General features: G+C 72.1%; 17 protein-coding genes and 1 pseudogene. 8 read left to right on the top strand and 10 right to left on the bottom strand.

The window, feature by feature from the left end; translation table 11 throughout:
- Positions 1-19 precede the first annotated feature (19 nt).
- From HF526_RS08890 to HF526_RS08910, 5 genes and pseudogenes are all read right to left on the bottom strand, one after another.
- Positions 20-1,438 carry an APC family permease gene (locus HF526_RS08890; RefSeq protein ID WP_169380871.1) on the bottom strand — a complete coding sequence of 473 codons (1,419 nt, stop codon included), beginning with the start codon at positions 1,436-1,438 and terminating at the stop codon, positions 20-22.
- Positions 1,435-3,429, bottom strand: a complete 1,995-nt coding sequence (locus HF526_RS08895) for a primary-amine oxidase (RefSeq protein WP_169380872.1) — start codon at positions 3,427-3,429, stop codon at positions 1,435-1,437. The genes HF526_RS08890 and HF526_RS08895 overlap by 4 nt, the downstream gene beginning before the upstream one ends.
- Positions 3,430-3,711: 282 nt before the next feature.
- Positions 3,712-4,236: a mycothiol transferase gene (locus tag HF526_RS08900; protein WP_169380873.1), complete on the bottom strand. Its 525-nt coding sequence runs from the start codon at positions 4,234-4,236 to the stop codon at positions 3,712-3,714.
- Positions 4,237-4,447: 211 nt separating this feature from the next.
- Positions 4,448-4,819: pseudogene (locus HF526_RS08905) on the bottom strand (SAM hydrolase/SAM-dependent halogenase family protein); the annotation flags it as partial.
- A gap of 20 nt (positions 4,820-4,839) precedes the next feature.
- Entirely contained in the window at positions 4,840-5,787 is a 948-nt protein-coding gene (locus tag HF526_RS08910) for an RluA family pseudouridine synthase (RefSeq protein ID WP_169380875.1), read from the bottom strand.
- A gap of 87 nt (positions 5,788-5,874) precedes the next feature.
- Between HF526_RS08910 and HF526_RS08915 the strand changes: the two genes are divergently transcribed.
- A complete protein-coding gene (locus HF526_RS08915) occupies positions 5,875-6,963 on the top strand; it encodes a DNA topoisomerase IB (protein WP_169380876.1) in 1,089 nt (362 codons plus the stop codon).
- A gap of 3 nt (positions 6,964-6,966) precedes the next feature.
- Here HF526_RS08915 and HF526_RS08920 read toward each other — a convergent pair whose 3' ends face one another.
- A complete protein-coding gene (locus HF526_RS08920; RefSeq protein WP_169380877.1) occupies positions 6,967-7,143 on the bottom strand; it encodes a hypothetical protein in 177 nt (58 codons plus the stop codon).
- Positions 7,144-7,274: 131 nt separating this feature from the next.
- Between HF526_RS08920 and HF526_RS08925 the strand changes: the two genes are divergently transcribed.
- Positions 7,275-8,129: a DMT family transporter gene (locus HF526_RS08925; RefSeq protein WP_169380878.1), complete on the top strand. Its 855-nt coding sequence runs from the start codon at positions 7,275-7,277 to the stop codon at positions 8,127-8,129.
- Here the strand turns inward: HF526_RS08925 and HF526_RS08930 are convergent.
- On the bottom strand, positions 8,123-8,740 hold the full coding sequence (locus HF526_RS08930; RefSeq protein WP_169380879.1) for a TetR family transcriptional regulator: 618 nt from the start codon (positions 8,738-8,740) through the stop codon (positions 8,123-8,125). The genes HF526_RS08925 and HF526_RS08930 overlap by 7 nt on opposite strands.
- 166 nt (positions 8,741-8,906) lie before the next feature.
- On the opposite strand from HF526_RS08930, the gene HF526_RS08935 reads away from it, so the two are divergent.
- Positions 8,907-10,916, top strand: coding sequence for a fatty acid desaturase (locus tag HF526_RS08935; RefSeq protein WP_420821605.1), 2,010 nt, complete (start codon positions 8,907-8,909; stop codon positions 10,914-10,916).
- On the opposite strand, the gene HF526_RS08940 is transcribed toward HF526_RS08935, so the two are convergent.
- Entirely contained in the window at positions 10,917-11,879 is a 963-nt protein-coding gene (locus tag HF526_RS08940; protein ID WP_211176972.1) for a DUF72 domain-containing protein, read from the bottom strand.
- 137 nt (positions 11,880-12,016) lie between these two features.
- On the opposite strand from HF526_RS08940, the gene HF526_RS08945 reads away from it, so the two are divergent.
- Positions 12,017-12,763 (top strand): hypothetical protein, encoded by a 747-nt coding sequence (locus HF526_RS08945; protein ID WP_169380880.1) that lies wholly within the window; start codon positions 12,017-12,019, stop codon positions 12,761-12,763.
- An 86-nt stretch (positions 12,764-12,849) separates the two neighbouring features.
- Entirely contained in the window at positions 12,850-13,896 is a 1,047-nt protein-coding gene (gene ppk2 / locus HF526_RS08950) for a polyphosphate kinase 2 (RefSeq protein WP_420821603.1), read from the top strand.
- Between the two features lie 172 nt (positions 13,897-14,068).
- Here the strand turns inward: ppk2 and HF526_RS08955 are convergent, their stop codons facing one another.
- Positions 14,069-14,572, bottom strand: coding sequence for a hypothetical protein (locus HF526_RS08955; RefSeq protein WP_169380881.1), 504 nt, complete (start codon positions 14,570-14,572; stop codon positions 14,069-14,071).
- 127 nt (positions 14,573-14,699) lie between these two features.
- Between HF526_RS08955 and HF526_RS08960 the strand changes: the two genes are divergently transcribed.
- Genes HF526_RS08960 through HF526_RS08970 form a run of 3 tightly spaced genes read left to right on the top strand, consistent with a single transcriptional unit; the run spans position 14,700 to position 16,791 of the window.
- Positions 14,700-15,890 carry a cytochrome P450 gene (locus HF526_RS08960; RefSeq protein ID WP_338051373.1) on the top strand — a complete coding sequence of 397 codons (1,191 nt, stop codon included), beginning with the start codon at positions 14,700-14,702 and terminating at the stop codon, positions 15,888-15,890.
- Positions 15,891-15,908: 18 nt separating this feature from the next.
- Positions 15,909-16,106, top strand: coding sequence for a (4Fe-4S)-binding protein (locus HF526_RS08965; RefSeq protein WP_169380882.1), 198 nt, complete (start codon positions 15,909-15,911; stop codon positions 16,104-16,106).
- 37 nt (positions 16,107-16,143) lie between these two features.
- Positions 16,144-16,791, top strand: coding sequence for a TetR family transcriptional regulator (locus HF526_RS08970; protein WP_169380883.1), 648 nt, complete (start codon positions 16,144-16,146; stop codon positions 16,789-16,791).
- Here the strand turns inward: HF526_RS08970 and HF526_RS08975 are convergent.
- The gene (locus tag HF526_RS08975) at positions 16,782-17,612 is read right to left on the bottom strand and encodes a TIGR03619 family F420-dependent LLM class oxidoreductase (protein WP_169380884.1); all 831 of its coding nucleotides are present in this window, start codon (positions 17,610-17,612) and stop codon (positions 16,782-16,784) included. The two genes, HF526_RS08970 and HF526_RS08975, sit on opposite strands and share 10 nt — an antisense overlap.
- Between the last annotated feature and the right edge of the window lie 4 nt (positions 17,613-17,616).

Consider the following 17,616-nt stretch of genomic DNA (forward strand, 5'->3'; position numbering starts at 1 on the left):
GACCGTTGCCGGCCGCGCGCTACGGACCGAGCTCGGCGCCCATCGCCGCGGCGCCCTCGCCGGTGATGACGCGGGCCCGACGGCGCCGGGTAGCGGCGTACCAGCCGACCCCGATCGCCAGCAGGCCGAGGTAGAGGTACGGCAGCACGTTGAACGGCCACGCGGGGACCGGGATGAGGTTCTTGTAGGTCACGACGACGATCGCGGCGGCCGCAGCCGCGGCGAGCAGCCAGTGGTAGGCCCGGACCGTGTGGTGCCGGCGCAGGAAGATCGGCATACCGATGGCCATCAGGAGATAGGCCGTGAGGTAGCCGAACGTGCCGATCGTGCCCGTGTAGGCGTATACGTCCAGCGGCGCGACCCCGGCCAGGACCATGATCGCCGGAACGAGCACGATGGCGGGCAACAGCACGAGAATCGCCACGTGCGGCGTGCGGTGCCGCGCGTGCGTCCGGCGCAGCGCGCTGTGCAGCGCGCCCTCGTGCGCGATCGTGTAGAGCACCCTGGACGCTGCGTTGATGCTCGCGATCGTGACGGCGAAGAAGGACGCGGCCACCCCGAGGTCGATCACGTAGCTGAACCCGGCGAGCCCGACGGTCTTGGCCAGATCGGCCATCGGCGCCGTGCTGCCGCCGAGGCCGGCGACTCCGAGCCCGAGGATCGACACGTACGCAGCGAAGACGTACAGCACTCCCACCACCACGGCGGACGTCAGCACCGCGCGCGGGATCGCCCGGTGCGGATCCCTGGCCTCCGCGCCGAGGGCTGCCGCGCTCTCGAAGCCGACGAACCCGAGCACGGCGAGCACGACACCGAACGTGATGCCGTTCGAGGACGAGCCGCCGAGCCGGGTCTGGGCCGGATCGGGGAGCAGGCCGTGCTTCGCGAGCACCACCACCAGGAGCACCAGGATGGCGGCGATCGAGGCGACCTCGAGCACCAGGCCCACCCGTGTGGAGATCTTGATGCCGGCCCAGGCGAACGCCACGGCGGCGACACCCGCCACGATGAAGATCACGATCTGGGCGACCTGCGAAGCCGACGCCAGGCCGACCAGGTCGAGCAGTTGGCCGCCGTAGATCGCGAAGCCGACCACGCCGATCATCGCGATGAACGCGTAACCGATGACCAGCGCCCAGCCGGCGGCGAAGGCGCCACCGGGCCCCAGACTCTTCCCGACGTAGCTGTAGAGCGACCCGGCCGAGGCGATCCTGGTGCCGAACTGGGCGACGCACAGTCCGATCAGCACGACCGTCACCAGCGCCAGTAGGTAGGACAGCCACGAGCCGCCGCCGGCGGAGAGCACGATGAGCGCGGGGCCGGTCGCCATGACCGCGCTCGGGGCGATGGCCGCGACCGACTGGGCCAGCACCTCGATCGGGCCCATGGTCTTGTGCGCCAGTTCGGTGCTCACCGGGCCGGTGGGCGGGGCGCTCATCGAGTGACCTGCCCGTTCGTCGCCTCGCCTGCCTCCGGCGTGGAGTGGCAGGCCGGGGCGGTGGGCGGGAGGTCGAGCGCGGGGTTGCCGTCGAAGAAGCCGACCGGCTTGAGGTGGAAGCCGACCCGCGACGTCGGCATCACCGGCCAGTCCTCCGGGCGGACGACGTGGTGGGCGCAGAACGTGTACCAGACGACGACGTCGGTGGATTCGAGCGGACGGTCGGCCGCGACGAAGGCCGGCAGCCCGTCGGTACCGCCCTTGTTCTGGTTCGGGTAGTCACCCGCGGCATAGCGCTGGGCCTCGTCGTACGCGGTCACCCACAGGTGCTTGTAGGCGAACCCGGCGCGGTTCCAGGTCTGGGTGCCCTCGCCTGCCATCGGCACGGTGTTCTCTCCGGGCATCAGCTTGTAGGCGACCGGTTCGCCCGTCTCGTTCAGCACGTCGGGGTTGGCGATGCTCCAGTACCGGGCCTTGAACGGGTCGATCAGCCGGCCGGAGTCGCTCTCCCGGGCCAGCAGGGTCTTGCGGGTGTGCCAGGCGTTCCCGGTCTCGTTGCCCGGGCCGGCGGGCAGCGGCTCGGAGTCGACCTCGTAGACGGAGTTGCGATGGCCGTCGACGGCCATGTCCAGGCGCACGTTGAAGAAGTGCTGGTGGTGCGGGCCGTAGAGCCCGGGGGCGACGAGGGTGCCGTGCCCGGGACGTTGCCCGTCGGCCACGGCGCCGGTCGAGATGACGCCGGTCAGCTTCACCTCGAACTCGATGTTGCCGTCGGTGTAGAGGTACCAGAAGAAGCCGTACTCGTAGTTCCCGACCGTGGCGTAGCAGGAGATGACGAGCCGCCGCGAGCGGCGGACCTCGGTCTTCTCGGTGCGGAAGTCGGTGTGCTTCCAGCTGACCCCGGTGTCCTCCTCGTGCATGCAGATGGCGTTCGGGATGGTGACGGGGTCGCCGTCGGCGTCGTTCACGACGGCGTCGAAGTAGAAGATCTCGCCGAGGCAGTCGCAGCCGCGTTCGAGCGGGTTGAGCAGGAAGCCGACGCCGTACTCGCCCTCGTCGAAGACGTTCTTGAACCGGTGCGTGGGGGCCGGGTCGCCGTAGGGGATGTACATCTCCGACATCGACGCCCGGTGGATCACCGGGCGGAGCCGGCCGCGGTCGAAGTAGCCGACGGTGTGCAGCACCAGCCCCTCGCGCGGGCTGAAGCCCACCCGCAACCGCCACTTCTGCCAGCTCACCTCGCGGCCGTCGACGGTGAAGCTCGGGCCCTCGGGCTGGGTGATCTCCAGCGGACGGACGTCGGTGCGCAGGCCGGTGAACCCGGGCCGGTTGCCGGGGCGGGTCATCAGTTCGGGCATGTAGTTGCCGGCCTGTGGGGGCAGCGGGACGACTCCGTGGTCCTGGACGTCGACGACCTCCATCCGGTCGAGGTCGACCACGACGAGCAGCCCCTCGACCGGGCGGGCGTAGCCGTTGTCGTCCGGACCCGAGCGGATGAAGGTGAGCGGACGGATCAGGCGGCGGCCGGGCTCGGTCTCGGCGCTGTAGCCGGTGGCCCACGGGTCCAGCATCGCCAGGCTGAAGTCGGTGACGCCCCGTTTGCGGACTGCCTCCTGCCAGCGCGGGTCGGCCCGCGTGAGGTCCTCGGCGGCGAAGAACTCCTCGAGCATGATGCTGGGCTGCACACCCCGCAGTTCGCGCCAGGATTCGACCGTCGACCGGGTCAGCGAGACGACGGCCTCGATGGTCCGGCTGGTGGCGCGGTCGTAGAGCACGACGAACGCCCGCCGGTCGAGACCCGCCCCGGCGACGGATCCGAGCAGTTCGGCCTTCGGCGGTTCGAGCAGCGATACCGACACGAAGCGCGTCGACTCCGCGAGCTCGCGGTCCTTGCGGAGAATCGCCGCGACCGAGGTGATCTCGGTGGCGTACAGGGGGTCCAGTGCGTGGGTGGCCGGGGTGGTTTCGGCATGCCGGACGTCGGTTCGCATTCGTTCCTCCACTCGGGGCGCCGTTGCCCCTGCGTCGTCGGACTGCGGGAAGGCCGTGTTCGGACGGTCGCCGCGCAGCGACCGTCCGTCAAGGGCGCCCCTCCTGTCGCGAAAAGGACGACGAGAACGTCCCACAACAGGAGGAAAATGCGCGGGCGGTTCCCGTGTAACGCGAAAGACGCCGTCGGAATTCTCAATTGTGTCAACGTGAGTTGACGGCGGTGAGGGTGGGTCGGAACGGTGTGCCGGCGCCGTTCATCGGCGCTGGTGGGCGCGGCCGATCTAGTCCTTGCCGGCCTTCCGCCGCTCCACGATGCCGCGGACGAACGCCGCCTGCCCGCCGTGCTGGAGATCGTCGGAGAGCACGCTCACCAGCCGCACGCCGAGTGTCACCGGCGGATCCCACCGGGTGTCCACGACACGGTCCAGGTCGGCGTCGGAGAGGCCCCGCACGAACCGGACGGTCTGTTCGTGCACCGCGTCGTAGTAGCCGGTCAGCAGGTCCGGGGAGTCCACCCGGACCGCCGCGACCTGATCGTCGTTGTGTCCGTAGCCGGTGTCCCGCGGATCGAGCGGCAGCCCGAAGCGGTCCACCCAGCCCTGCGAGATCCAGACCTGCTCCGTCCCGGCGACGCCGGCGATGTGGTCGTCCTGGACACGGGTCAAGTGCCAGACCAGCCACGCGATCGAGTTCGCGTGGCCGTCGATGCGGTACGCCAACTCGGCCGGGGTGAGGTCCTCGACCACGGTGTGGACCACGTCGCGGACCCGGCCGAACGCATCGGTGAGGAGATCGGCGGTGTTCATGCCGGGCACGCTACGCAGGTCGGCGCCGTCACGCCGGGCTCTGCTCGGAGCCGAGGTGCGAGCCGCAGGACGCGGCGGACCTTCGCCGGGGTCACCCCGCGGAACGGAGCCCGCCGGCTGCAGCTCGACCCGGACGCCGGGCCCGATCCCCAGCCGGCGTGCCGCGGAGCCGCCGTTCACCGCGACGGCGACGAACCCGGCCGAGTCCACGAACACGACCGCCGCGCCGGTGGGGGCTCGCCAGCTCATGGGCCGCCTGCACGCCGCCGAGCGCCTCCGCCGCCGGGATCAGCAGCCCGTTGTCCGGGCCGACCAGGACGCCGCCCGGCGCGACGACGGCGACGCCGCGGCGCGCGGTGCCGACCCCGGGGTCGACCACCGCCAGGTGCACGGCCGCCGGTAGATAGGGCGCCGTCTGGGCCAGCACCGTCGCGCCGCGGCGGACGTCCTGCGGCGGGACGCCGTGGCTGACGTCGATCACCCGCGCTTGCGGCGCGATCCGCGCGATGATCCCGGTGCAGGCGGCGACGAACCCGTCGTCGAGCCCGTAGTCGGTGGTGAAGGAGATCCAGCCGAACCTCATCCGCGCAGTCTGCCCCGGCGTCAGCGCGCCGGCTCGCCGGTCCCCGCCCACTCGTCGTAGGCGGTCCAGGCCTGCAGGCTCGCTCTGCTCTCGAAACGGCGCTGCTCGCCGGTGATCGGGTCGCCGAACTCGAGGGTCGTGGCCAGCAGTTGCAGGGGGCGGGTGAAGTCGTCGAGTGGGGTCTCGGTGAGCACCGGATAGAAGTCGTCGCCCAGGATCGGTATGCCCAGACCGCTCATGTGCAGCCGGATCTGGTGGGTGCGGCCGGTGGTCGGGGTCAGCCGGTATCGGCCGAGGCCGTCGCGGTGCTCCACGAGTTCGACGAGGGTCTCGGCGTTCGGTGGGCCGGGCACCTCCTGGGCCGTGATGACGCCCCGCTCCTTGATGATCCGGCTGCGTACCGTGCGCGGCAGGCCGAGCGCCGGGTCGTACCGGGCGATCGCCTCGTAGGTCTTGCGCACCAGCCGGTCCCGGAACAGCGTCTGGTATGCCCCGCGGCGGTCGGGCCGGATGACGAACATGATCAGCCCGGCGGTGACCCGGTCCAACCGGTGCGCCGGGCTGAGCGTGGGCAGGTCCAGGTCGCGGCGCAGCCGCACCAGTGCGGTCTCGACGATGTGCTTGCCGCGCGGGATGGTCGACAGGAAGTGCGGCTTGTCGACGACGAGCAGGTCGTCGTCGCGGTGCACGACGCCGATCTCGAACGGGACCGGGACCTCGTCGGGCAGGTCCCGGTGGAACCAGAGGAAGTGCTCGGGCACGAACGGGGCGTCCGGGGCGACCGGGCCGTCGCGGTCCACGATCCGTTGCTCCCGCAGCATCATGTCGATGCGCCCGGGCGCCACCCGGGGCAACCGGTCGACCAGGTGGTCCCGGATGGTCGCCCATGGCCCCTCGGCCGGCGTCCGCAGCCGGACCGGGTCGAGGCCGTGGCGTTGGGGGAGCGGCGACCTCAGCTTGCGCCTCATCGCGGTCGAGCCTAACGCCCGGCGCGGTGTGCCCGTTTGGTCCCGGCGGGCGGGGGAATCCGAGCGCCTGTCCGACCGGGAGGACCCATGGGCAGCAGCAACGACAACGGCGGGTTCGCAGACCTGATCGCGGCCGACCCCGTCGCGGCGGCGGCCGCGGCCGGCCTCCACTACGTCAACGACGCCATCCCGGGCATCACCCGCGAGCGCCGGGGAGGCTGCTGGGTCTACCGCAGGCCCGACGGCGCCGAGATCGCCGACCCGGGCGAGCGCGCCCGGATCGACGCCATCGGCATCCCGCCTGCGTGGACGCACGTGTGGATCAGCCCGCTGCCCGACGGGCACATCCAGGCCACCGGCCGGGACTCCCGCGGCCGCAAGCAGTACCGCTACCACCCGCGGTGGCGGGAGGTCCGGGACGTCACGAAATACCACCGGATGGCCGATTTCGGGCGCTCGCTGCCCGGCCTGCGCCGGCACATCGACGCCGACCTGGATCTGCCGGGGCTACCCCGGGAGAAGGTGCTCGGTGCCGTGATCCGGTTGATGGACGAGACGCTGATCCGGATCGGCAACGAGGAATACGCCCGGCAGAACCATTCCTACGGCCTCACCACGCTGCACCACGAGCACGTCCGGATCGAGGGCTGGACGACGATCCAGTTCGAGTTCCGTGCGAAATCGGGCAAGCAGCAGCGGGTCCGGCTGAGCGACCCCCGGCTCGCGAGCGTCGTGCACGCCTGTCACGAGCTGCCCGGCCAGGAGCTGTTCCACTACATCGACGACGACGGCCGGGTCGTGCATGTCGGGTCGGCCGACGTGAACGACTATCTGCGGGCGATCACCCGGGCGATCGTCACCGCCAAGGACTTCCGGACGTGGGGCGGCTCGGTGACGGCCGCGGAGACCCTCGTCGAGCTCGGGCCGCCGCGGTCGGCTGCCGACGCCAAGACCAAGATCGTGGCCGCGATCGACGCCGCGGCGGCGCGGTTGAACAACACCCGGGCGGTGTGCCGCAAGAGCTACGTCAACCCGCGGGTTCCGGAGTCCTATGTCGACGGCACCCTCGACGACGCGTTCCGGGTGGCCGCCGAGCGCGACCGGCTGCGGCACTCGGAGGCGGCGATGCTGATGCTCGTGGCGGAGGAACCGGAGTTCGCGGAGCACCTGAGCTGACCGTCACGTCGCCGGGGCCGCCCACCGGTCCTCGGCCGTCCCCGCCGACAGCGCCCGCACGCTGCCCGCCACGGCGGCCTGGAGCACGCAGGCCAGGGCCAGCGCGGCGGTCACGACGGTCAGCCCGAGCAGCAGCGGCGGCAACGCCCGTGCGCTGCGCCATCGTTCGATGTCCACCATGACGGCGACCTCCCTCCGCGGAACGCGGGTGTCGACCCTCCCGCCCGTGCCGTCCTGGCTCCAGGGTCTTCCGCCGACGGTGACGCCGTACCGCCGGTCGGTGGCCGGGCACGGCCTCGTACCGTCGACGGGTGAGTCTGGGTCTGCTGAGCGCGCTGGCCGCGGCCGTGTGCTTCGGGTTGGCTTCGGTGCTGCAGGCGGTGGCGGCCCGCGCCGACGAGCAGCGCGCGGAGCGTCTCGACCCGCGCCTGCTGCTGCGTCTGCTCGGGCACTGGCGGTTCGTCCTCGGGCTCGGCCTGGACGGGCTGGGTTATGTCGCGATGGTCGCGGCGCTGCGGGTGCTGCCCGTCTTCGTGGTGCAGGCCGCGGTGGCCGCCAGCCTGGCGGTCACCGCGATCGCCGCGACCCGGTTCTTCGGCACCACACTGCGCAGGCGGGAGTGGACCGCGGTCGTCGTGGTCTGCCTGGGGCTCGCCCTGCTGGGGCTCTCCGCCGGCGCGGAGGGGCCGGGGCGAGCCGGCGACGCGTTCCGCATCGGGCTGGTCGTGTCCGTCGGGCTGCTCGCCGCCGCCGGTGCGCTGGCCGCGCGGCTACCGGCCCGGCCGGCCGCGCCACTGCTCGGTCTCGTGTCGGGCCTGGGCTTCGGTGCCGTGGCGCTCGCCAGCCGTGCCCTCGTCGGTTTCCGGCCGGGGGAGTTGCTGCGCGATCCGGCGGCCTACGTGATCGTGGTGGCCGGATCGCTCGCCTTCCTCTGCCTGACGACCGCGCTGCAGCGCGGCTCGGTCACCGCGGTGACCGCGGCGATGGTGGTGGGTGAGACCGTGCCGCCCGCCGTGATCGGGGTGGTGCTGCTCGGCGACGGCACCCGGCCGGGTTTCGGTCCGGTCGCACTGCTCGGGTTCCTGGCGGCAGTGGGAGCGGCGCTCGCGCTGGCCCGGTTCGGGGAGGTGGAGACCGCTCCCGCCCCGGCGCGCCGCGATCAGTGACCGCGCCCCGCGAGCACCGAGTCGACGATCCAGCGCACCTGCCGCACGGCCTGCTCGATCGCCGCGGTGGGCTGGACGAGATGACTGAGCGTCAACCGGGCGACGACCTCGACGAGTGAGGTGAGGGTGTCGGCGCCGGGCCCGGCGAGGGTGAGGTCCGGGTGGACCGTGCGCACCTGCTTCACGACGGCCGCGACCGCGCGTTCGAGGACCGGCTCGGGGCGGATGGTGACCAACGGCAGCAGATCGTCGGCGGCGCCGTGCGCGGCCGAGACGACGGCCTTGATCAGCGGGTTGTCGGCGGCCGCCCGCAGGGTGAAGTCCACCGCGGCGCCCAGGCCCGCGCCGAGGTCGCCGGGATGCGCCGCGAGCCGCTCGGACACGCCGGCGAGGAAGCGGTCGGTCTCGCGCGTGATCATCGCTTCGGCCAGCGCGTCCTTGGAACCGATCTCGTTGTAGACGCTCTGCCTGCTCACACCGACCCGAGCGGCCACCCGGGACATCGTCACCCCGTCCCAGCCCCGCTCGGAGGTGATCTCGGCGGCGGCGTCGAGCAACTGGTCGCGCAGCAGCGAGCGGACCCGCGCATGGAACCCCGGCTGCGTACCCACGACCGCACCGTACTTCTAGCGCAAGATCGTATGCGCGGTTTACAGTGCGGCCTCACATGTCAAAGTCGGGAACAGCTCCCGGCGTAACGTCTACGACGACGAGGAGGGGCCCGTGACCACCAGCCCCATCGGTGAGCGGGTCAGCCCCCCGGCCGGCGACGGCCCGGTGCTGAGCGAGGCCGAGTCCCGGGCGGTGCGCCGCGGAGTACCGGATCCCGGCATCCCGCTGCCGCGAGCGGCGGCGCCGACGATCGCGCTGTTCTTCGGCTCGCTCGCGGTCTGGGTCGTGGCGACCTGGCTGGCCCTGGGCGGGAACGCTCCGTTCTGGGTGACCATCCCGCTGCACGCGCTGGTCACCTTCACCATGTTCACGGTGTTGCACGACGCGATCCACCACGCCGCAGGGCGGTCGAACTGGGTCAACGAGCTGTTCGGGCGGCTCTCGGTGCCGTTCGTGGCCTGCTACGCGAGCTTCGGCATGTTCCGGTTCATCCACATCGAGCACCACCGGAACACCAACGAGGACATCGACACCGACCCGGACGCGTGGACCACGCACGGGCCGTGGTGGCAGCTGCCGCTGCGCTGGTTAACGATCGACGGACGCTATGCGGTGTTCTACATCCCGCGGCTGCGGACCCGGCCGCGCGCTGAGCGCATCGAGACCACGGCCACCGTGGGTCTGAGCGTGCTCGTGTTCGGCGGCTTGATCGCCACCGGGCACGGGTGGGAGCTGGCGCTGATCTACCTGATCCCGCAGCGCATCGGGGTGGCCGTGCTGGCCTGGTGGTTCGACTGGATGCCCCACCACGGGCTGACCGACACGGCGCAGAAGAACCGCTTCGGTGCCACCCGGGTGCGGGTGGGCATGGAGTGGCTGCTGACGCCGGTGATGCTCTACCAGAACTACCACCTGGTGCATCACCTCCACCCGGCGATCCCGTTCTACCGTTATGTCCAGGCCTGGCGGAACAACGAGGCCGCCTACCTCACCCGTGACGTCCCGATCATGACCGCGTGGGGGCGTGAGCTCACCGCGTCGGAGTACCGCGCCTGGCGCCGGCTCACCGAGTCCTTCCACAGCGACGCGGCCGCCGACACCGCGGGTGCGGGCCACGACGAGTTCCACCCGCTGGCGGTGGCCGAGGTCCGGCCGCTCACCGCGGACAGCGTCTCGATCAGCTTCGAGGTCCCCGAGCACCTGCGCGACCGCTTCCGCTTCACCCCGGGCCAGCACCTCACGCTGCGCACCACCGTGGACGGCGCGGAGCGGCGCCGCACCTACTCGCTGTGCACCTCGGCCACCTCGGACCTGGTCCGCATCGCCGTGAAGCGGATCGAGGGCGGTGCCGTGTCGACGTACCTGACGCAGCGGCTCGCCGCCGGAGACGTGCTGGAGGTGCTGGCGCCGACGGGCCGGTTCGTCCTCGACCCCGCCGCGGCGAAGGGGCGCCACCACGTCGGCATCGTGGCCGGAAGCGGCATCACGCCGGTCATCTCCATGCTGTCCACCACGCTGTCGGTACACGAGGACAGCCGGTTCACCCTGCTCTACGGCAACCGCACCGCGGAGTCGACGATGTTCCGCGACGAGCTGGAGATGCTCGCCCGGCACTTCGAGGGCCGGCTGCGGATCGTCCATTTCCGCTCCGCCGACCCCGGCCCCGAGCCCGCCGGCCCCTACGAGCGCGTCGTGTCCGGCCGGATCGACGCCGAGCAGCTCACCGCGTTGTTCGACGCGAACCTGTCGCCGCGTGACGTCGACGGCTGGTTCCTGTGCGGACCGCAGGAGCTGGTCGACGACACCCGGGCGTTGCTCGTCGACCAGGCGGTGCCCCGGCGCGAGATCCACGTCGAGCTGTTCCACGCCGCACCGGCGCACGCGGGCGAGCACGGGGTGGCCAGCACCATCAGCGCGACCGTCGGCGGGCGGACGTCGGCGGTGGACAGCGACGGGCACGAGTCGGTGCTCGAGGCCCTACTGCGCGGTGGGCTGGACGCGCCCTACGCGTGCATGGGTGGCGCGTGCGGGACGTGCCGCGCCAAGCTGGTCCGCGGCAGCGCCGAGATGGAGGTCGACTACGCGCTCAGCCACGACGAGCGCGCAGCCGGATACGTCCTGACCTGCCAGGCCCGGCCGACGACCGAGCGGGTCGAGCTGGACTACGACGCCTGATCACACCTCCGGGCGCTCGGCCAGCAGCCGCGCGAGCGCCCGGGCGCTGCGCACCGCGTATCCCCGGTAGGTGTTGTTGAACAGCAGGTGCACCGGCCGGTCGCCCTCGTGCAGGGACGCGATCCGCGGCACCCACTCAGCCAGCTCGTCGTCGCGGTAGTCGTAGGCGTGCCGCTGCGCCGGGGTCAGCCCGGGCGCATCCCAGGCCTCGTCGTTGCGGCCGTGGAAGCGCACCGCGGCGAGGTCGGCCGTGGCCGCGGCGATCGGTGGGACGGAGTTGCGGACCCCCTGCGGCTCGTCGACGCACACGTAGACGAGATCGTGCTCGGCGAGGAAGGCGAGGGTCCTCGCGCGGTGCGCGGCGTCCATCCACCGGCCCTGCCGGAACTCCACGCCGACCCGCCGGTCCTGCAGCGCGGCGGCGACCCACGCCAGGTACTCGAACGCCACCGGCGACGGGTACAGGTACGCCGGCAGCTGGAACAGGATCAGCCCGAGGCGACCGGAGTCCTGCAGCGGATCCAGCGCCGAGGCGAACCGCCGTAACGCCTCCGCCACGAGGTCGGGCGGCAGGTCGCGCGCGTACACCCGCTCCTTGCGGGCCTGCTCGGGCGGCAGCGCTTCCCGCAGGTCGCGCCACAGCTCCGACGGCGGGGTCGGGTGCCAGGTGAGCAGGCGGAACGCCTTCACGTCGAACCGGAAATCGGGTGGGGTGCGCTCCGCCCACACCTCCGACGTGCGTTCCGCGGGCGGGTGGTAGAAGGTCGAGTCGACCTCGGTCACCGGGAAGTGCGCCGCGTAGAACCGCAGCCGCTGCTCGGGTGAGGTGACCGTCGGGGGGTACAGCTCACCGGACTCGACGAGCGTGCGGTCGGTCCACGCCGTGACCCCGATGTAGAGCCCGCGGTCGGCCAGCGACCGCAGCAGGGGATCGTCGGCCGCCGCCCGGGCGTTCGCTGCCACCTCCCCACGATCCGGCCGCCGGCGGCGTCTGTCACGGGGAGCCGCGGTGTCGTGGATGCTGGTGGTGGGAGGTCGAGCCGGGCCCGCCGGTACTGCGGCGGGGCCGCTCGTCGGCACCGGCGAGGTGAGGTCGACGGATGGCGGAGGAACTCGAGCGGGGCCACGTCTTCTTCTGCTACCGGCCCCGGGTGGATGTGGGACGCGCCAGGGGCCCGGCGGACGTCCAGCGCTTCTACATGATCGTCAGACCGGACCGGCGGGCGGTGTTCCGGCGGATCATCATCGGCCGCAAACGCCTCCCGGACCCCAGGGCCCACGAGCGCACCTGGGGCCTCGTCGACCTCGTGACCGGCGATCCGGAGCGCCTCGAGGACGAACTGGACCCCCGCCAGTACCGGACGAAGACCCGGGGGCCGCGCACGGAGCCGCCGGGCCGGCCCGCCGGTGAGGGCATCTACGCGATCGTCCGGCACGTCAACCACACCCACCTGGCCTACGGGCTGGAGCTGCCGGCGTCGCCGGGGCCGGTGCAACGCGACCTGGACATCGCCCGCGAGGCGAGCTTCGTCGTCATGGTCAAGAACCCCGACGTCGGCCCGCCGACCGGGCTGGGCCCGCGCGGATCCAGGAAGCCCGCCTACCCGCCCCGGCTGCGCGCGGAGTTCTCCGGCCGGCGTTTCATCGAGCTGGACCCGCCGGAGCTCCTCGACCACCCCGGCGCGGAGATCGTTCTCGTCGGGGCCGCCCTCGACGTCGGCCGGGAACTGGGCATCACGTTCGACCCCGAGCACGAGACCCCGGAGTCCGCCGCCTTCTTCAGCGAGCTGGGTCTGGAGCGTGACGTGCACCCGCTCGCGCCGCTGCTCACCGGGGACTGGGCGTGACGCATCCGGTGTGAGGTGCACGCACCCGCGTGGATGGGTAACCGCAGCGTCGTCCGGAGCGGACGAGGAGGCGCGAGGAGGCGGCGGTGGGCTCAGCCCGGAAGAAGACGCCCGCGGCGCACCGCGATGGCTCGGACGGCTCGCCGAACCCGCTGGCGGTCCGGGGGGAGTCGAACGGCCAGGAGCCGGCCCGGCCCGGCGCACCGGGCCCGCTCCCCAGCGGGCTGGACGTGTTCGAACACCTCGGCGACCTGCGGGTGGACGACAGCGACGACGGCGACCCCGTCCTCATCGGTCCCGACGGCAAGCCGGTGGAGACGTGGCGCGAGGGCTACCCCTACGAGGAACGGATGTCCCGGGAGGAGTACGACCGGGTCAAGCGGCTGCTGCAGATCGAGTTGCTCAAGCTGCAGTACTGGGTCAAGGACACCGGGCAGAAGATCGTCGTGCTGTTCGAGGGCCGCGACGCGGCCGGGAAGGGCAGCACGATCAAGCGGTTCATGGAGCACCTCAACCCCCGCGGCGCCCGGGTCGTCGCGCTGGCCAAGCCCAGCGAACGGGAACAGACGCAGTGGTACTTCCAGCGCTACATCGCGCACCTGCCCGCGGCCGGCGAGATCGTGCTGTTCGACCGCAGCTGGTACAACCGCGCCGGCGTCGAGCGGGTCATGGGGTTCACCGACCCGCGTGACTACATGGAGTTCCTCCGGGAGGTGCCCGAGCTGGAACGCATGCTCGTCCGCAGCCACATCCACCTGATCAAACTGTGGTTCTCGGTGTCCCGCGGCGAACAGCGCACCCGCTTCGTCATCCGCCAGATCGATCCGGTGCGGCAGTGGAAGCTCAGCCCGACCGACCTCGCCTCACTCGAGAAGTGGGACGAGTACACCGAGGCCAAGGAGGCGATGCTGTTCTACACCGACACCGCCGACGCGCCCTGGACCATCGTCAAGAGCAACGACAAGAAGCGCGCCCGGATCGAGGCGATGCGCTACGTGCTGAGCCTCTTCGACTACCCCGACAAGGACCCCGAGGTCGTCGGAACCCCCGATCCGCGGATCGTGGGCTCCGCGATGGCCCTGTTCGAGCAGGGCGAGCGGCGCGAACCCGTGCCCTTCCCGCCGCTCGTCTGAAGCGATCCAGGCGTGGTCTGCCCCTTCTGGAGCGCCCGCCCGAGCCGAACGGCGACATCCCGGGCGGCCACACGGGCGTCGAGGAGGACATGCGCGCCGGTGGGGGCGCTGACGGCACACATGACTGCGCCCCCTCCCGATCACGGGAGAGGGCGCAGGCCTCGGGCCCGGATCACCGGGCCGGGTTCGACGAGAGGATCTTGGTGACCAGCGCGGCGGTGATGCCCAGCCGCGGCGTGTTCCGCCCCGCGCGCTCGACGATCTGGGCCGGGCGCAGCCCCATGTCGTGGTACAGCCGCACGATCTTCTCCTGCTCGGGGCTCCACGTCCGGCGGGCCGGTGGCCGCCGGACGGATGCGACCGGTCGGCGGGGCTGCGGCGTCGGCTGTGCCGCCGGCCGTGGCCCGATGGCGCGGTAGCCGATGCCGAGGTTCGTGTCCTTCTTCGCGAACTCCCCGGTCTCGGCGCGTCTGCGGATCTCGTCCTCGTCGGCCACGATGAAGCTGTCGGCGCTCTTGTTCACCCCGATCGCCGTGATCGTCAACCCGCGGTGGCGTTTGGCCTGGCAGTCCGGCTTCGTGCAGTAGTCGTATCCCAGTTCGGCACGCTCGTCGAGCAGGGTGTCCCCGCACTCCGCGCATGTCACGTTCGTCTCGGTACTTCTCGCGATGCTCACTCCGTTCATCCTCAACGCCGGTGACCGCGGGCACATTCCCGGCGAGCCGGTAAAGTGAGAGTCAACTCTCGATTCGGTGGTAGCGTCGGCCGCGACGGACCCCACCGAAGGCAGAGGAGGCGGTCCCGTGAGCCGAGCCCCGGTGATGCCCGCGTACATGCAGCGCCTGCGGTTCGCCCCGCTGCCCGAGCTGGAGAGGATGCGCGACCGGGAGGGCGTGGAGTCGGTCCGTACCCCGTTCGGCTCAACGGCGTGGCTGGTCACGCGTCACGCCGACGTCCGTGAGGTCCTCGGTGACACCGAGCACTTCAGCAACCAGGTGCGCAGGCCGGACGGCACCCCCGGTGAAGCCCCGGGCGGGCTGCCCCTGATGCCCGGTTTCCTGCTCTCCTACGACCCACCCGAGCACACCCGGCTGCGGCGCGTCCTCACCCGGGAGTTCACCGCGAAGCGGATGCGCCGGCTCGAGCCGCGGATCCACGAGCTCGTCGACGAGCACCTCGACGCGATGCAGGAGGCCGGCCCACCCGCCGACCTGGTGACGGAGTTCGCGTTGCCCGTCCCCTCGCTGGTGATCTGCGAACTGCTCGGGGTGCCCTCCGGCGACCGGGCCGCGTTCCAGGAGCGGACCGGCACGATGCTCGACGTGGGGCGCGGCGAGCAGGCCCGCACGGCGGCCGCCGCGGCCTCGCGGGTGTACATGTCCGAGCTGGTCACCCGCGCCCGCCGGGAGCCGGGGGAGGACATGATCGGCATGCTCGTCCGCGAGCACGGTGACGACATCACCCATGCCGAGCTGGTCGGGGTGGCCACGCTGCTGCTCATCGGCGGCCACGAGACCACCTCGAACATGCTGGGGCTGGGCACGCTCGCGCTGCTGGAGCACCCCGACCAGCTCGCTGTGGTCCGCGACGACCCCGCCGCGGTGGACACCGCGATCGAGGAGCTGCTGCGCTGGCTCAGCGTCGTGCACGCCAGCGTGCCGCGGATGGCGACCGTGGACACCACCGTCGGCGGGCACCGGGTGCGCGCCGGTGACCTTGTCGTCTGCTCGATCACCGTGGCCGACCGCGACCCCGAGCTCGGCGAGGACGCCGATCGGCTCGACGTCACCCGCCGGGCCGCCTCGCACCTGGCGTTCGGGCACGGCGTGCACCACTGCCTGGGCGCGCCGCTGGCCCGGATGGAGATGCGGATCGGGTTCCCCGCGCTGCTGCGCCGGTTCCCCGGACTGCGACTCGCCGTGCCCGACGAGGACATCGATTTCCGGTCCTCGCATCTGGTCTACGGTCTGAATGCGCTCCCGGTGGAGTGGTGAGCGCAGAGGAGGGGCGACGTGCACCTGGAGATCGACCGCGAGGTCTGCATCGGGGCGGGCAACTGCGTGCTGACCGCACCGGACCTGTTCGACCAGGACGACGACGGCATCGTCGTGCCGCTCGTCGACGACCCGGCGGCCGTCGACCCGGACGGGGTGCGCGACGCCGTCGACCGCTGCCCGTCCGGCGCGCTGCGGCTGCGGTCGGAGGGCTGACGCCGGGCCGGTGGGCCCCGGTGTCAGCGTGCGCCCCGTGACGGCTCCGGCCCCGCGCCCGTTGCGCGCCGACGCGGCGCGCAACCACGAGCGGCTCGTCCGGGCGGCGCGGGCGGTGTTCCAGGAGTCGGGTACCGCCGCCGCACCGCTCGAGGAGGTCGCGCGCCGTGCCGGCGTCGGGGTGGCCACCCTCTACCGCCGGTTCGCCGGCCGTGACGAGCTGGTCGCGGCCGTCTTCGAGCAGTACTTCGCCGAGGAGATCGAGCCGCTGGCGGAGCGCGCCGCCCGGGCGGCGGATCCGTGGGCCGGCCTGGTCGAGATGCTCGACGCGGCCGTCGCCACGGTCGCCGCGCACCGCGCGATCCTCGGTGCGGCCAAGGACGCGGGCGCGATCACCGCGGGGACCGTCGGCCGGTTCCTCGGCCCGCTCGCCGATGTCCTCGACCGCGCGCAGGCCACCGGTGTGGTGCGAGCCGACCTGGAACTGCGCGACCTGTCGGCCGTCGTGCTCATGGTGGTCTCGACGCTCGGCCCGCCCGGGCTGGCCGACCCGTGCGCGGCCGGCCCGGGGAGCCCCGCCGAGCTGGCCGCGCGGCGGCGGCGCTACCTGGGCCTGGTGCTCGACGGGCTGCGGCCCCCGTCGGGCGCGCGATCCTCTGCCGGGCTGACCTCGCCTCAGCTGTAGCGGCGCCCCAGCTCGGCGAGCTTGTCGAGCTCGGTCAGAGTCTCCGCCTCCGGGAGGGTGTCGAGCATGAACGCCGCCCGTTCCACCTCGGCCTCGACGTAGCCGTCCAGCTCGCCGGGGTCCCGGCCCGCACCGAAGACCGTGAACGGCATGCCGGGGCGGCCGTGGTCGGCGAGCCACTGCCGCACCCGGCGCAGCTCCTCGGCCGGGGTGCCCGCGCGCGGCAACCATCCGTCGCCGAACTTCAGCACCCGGTTCAGCGCGGCCTCGCTCTCCCCGCCGATGTAGATCGGCGGATGCGGCTTCTGCACCGGCTTCGGCCACGCGTAGATCGGGTCGAAGTTGATGAACCGTCCGTGGTACTCGGCGACGTCCTGGGTCCAGATGAGGTTGAGGGCTTCGAGTTCCTCGTCCATCAGGGCGCCGCGGGTCCGCGGTTCGGTGCCGTGGTTGCGCATCTCCTCGCGGTTCCAGCCGACGCCGACGCCGAACACGAAGCGCCCGCCGGACAGCAGGTCGACGCTGGCGACCTCCTTGGCCGTGTGGATCAGGTCCCGCTGCGGGAGCAGCGCGATGCCGGTGGCCAGCAGGAGGTTCGTCGTCGCCGCCCCCGCCGCGGTCAACGCCACGAACGGGTCGAGCGTGCGGTAGTAGGGCCGCGGAAGCTCTCCGCCGCCGGGATAGGGCGTCTCCCGGCTGGCGGGGATGTGCGAGTGTTCGGCGAGGAACATCGAGTCGAACCCGCGTTCCTCCAGCGCCTTCCCCAGGACGTCGGGCCGGATGCCTTCATCGGTCACGAATGTGGCGACACCGTATTTCACACCC

The sequence above is a fragment of the Pseudonocardia acidicola genome (assembly GCF_012911935.1).
Taxonomy (GTDB): domain Bacteria; phylum Actinomycetota; class Actinomycetes; order Mycobacteriales; family Pseudonocardiaceae; genus Pseudonocardia; species Pseudonocardia acidicola.

Bases quoted from the DNA above. Each gene is read 5' to 3' on its own strand.
- HF526_RS08920 (WP_169380877.1), bottom strand. From the start codon at position 7,143: ATGGTGGACATCGAACGATGGCGCAGCGCACGGGCGTTGCCGCCGCTG.
- HF526_RS08900 (WP_169380873.1), bottom strand. From the start codon at position 4,236: ATGAACACCGCCGATCTCCTCACCGATGCGTTCGGCCGGGTCCGCGAC.
- HF526_RS08910 (WP_169380875.1), bottom strand. From the start codon at position 5,787: ATGAGGCGCAAGCTGAGGTCGCCGCTCCCCCAACGCCACGGCCTCGAC.
- HF526_RS08895 (WP_169380872.1), bottom strand. From the start codon at position 3,429: ATGCGAACCGACGTCCGGCATGCCGAAACCACCCCGGCCACCCACGCA.
- HF526_RS08890 (WP_169380871.1), bottom strand. From the start codon at position 1,438: ATGAGCGCCCCGCCCACCGGCCCGGTGAGCACCGAACTGGCGCACAAG.
- HF526_RS08945 (WP_169380880.1), top strand. From the start codon at position 12,017: ATGGCGGAGGAACTCGAGCGGGGCCACGTCTTCTTCTGCTACCGGCCC.
- HF526_RS08915 (WP_169380876.1), top strand. From the start codon at position 5,875: ATGGGCAGCAGCAACGACAACGGCGGGTTCGCAGACCTGATCGCGGCC.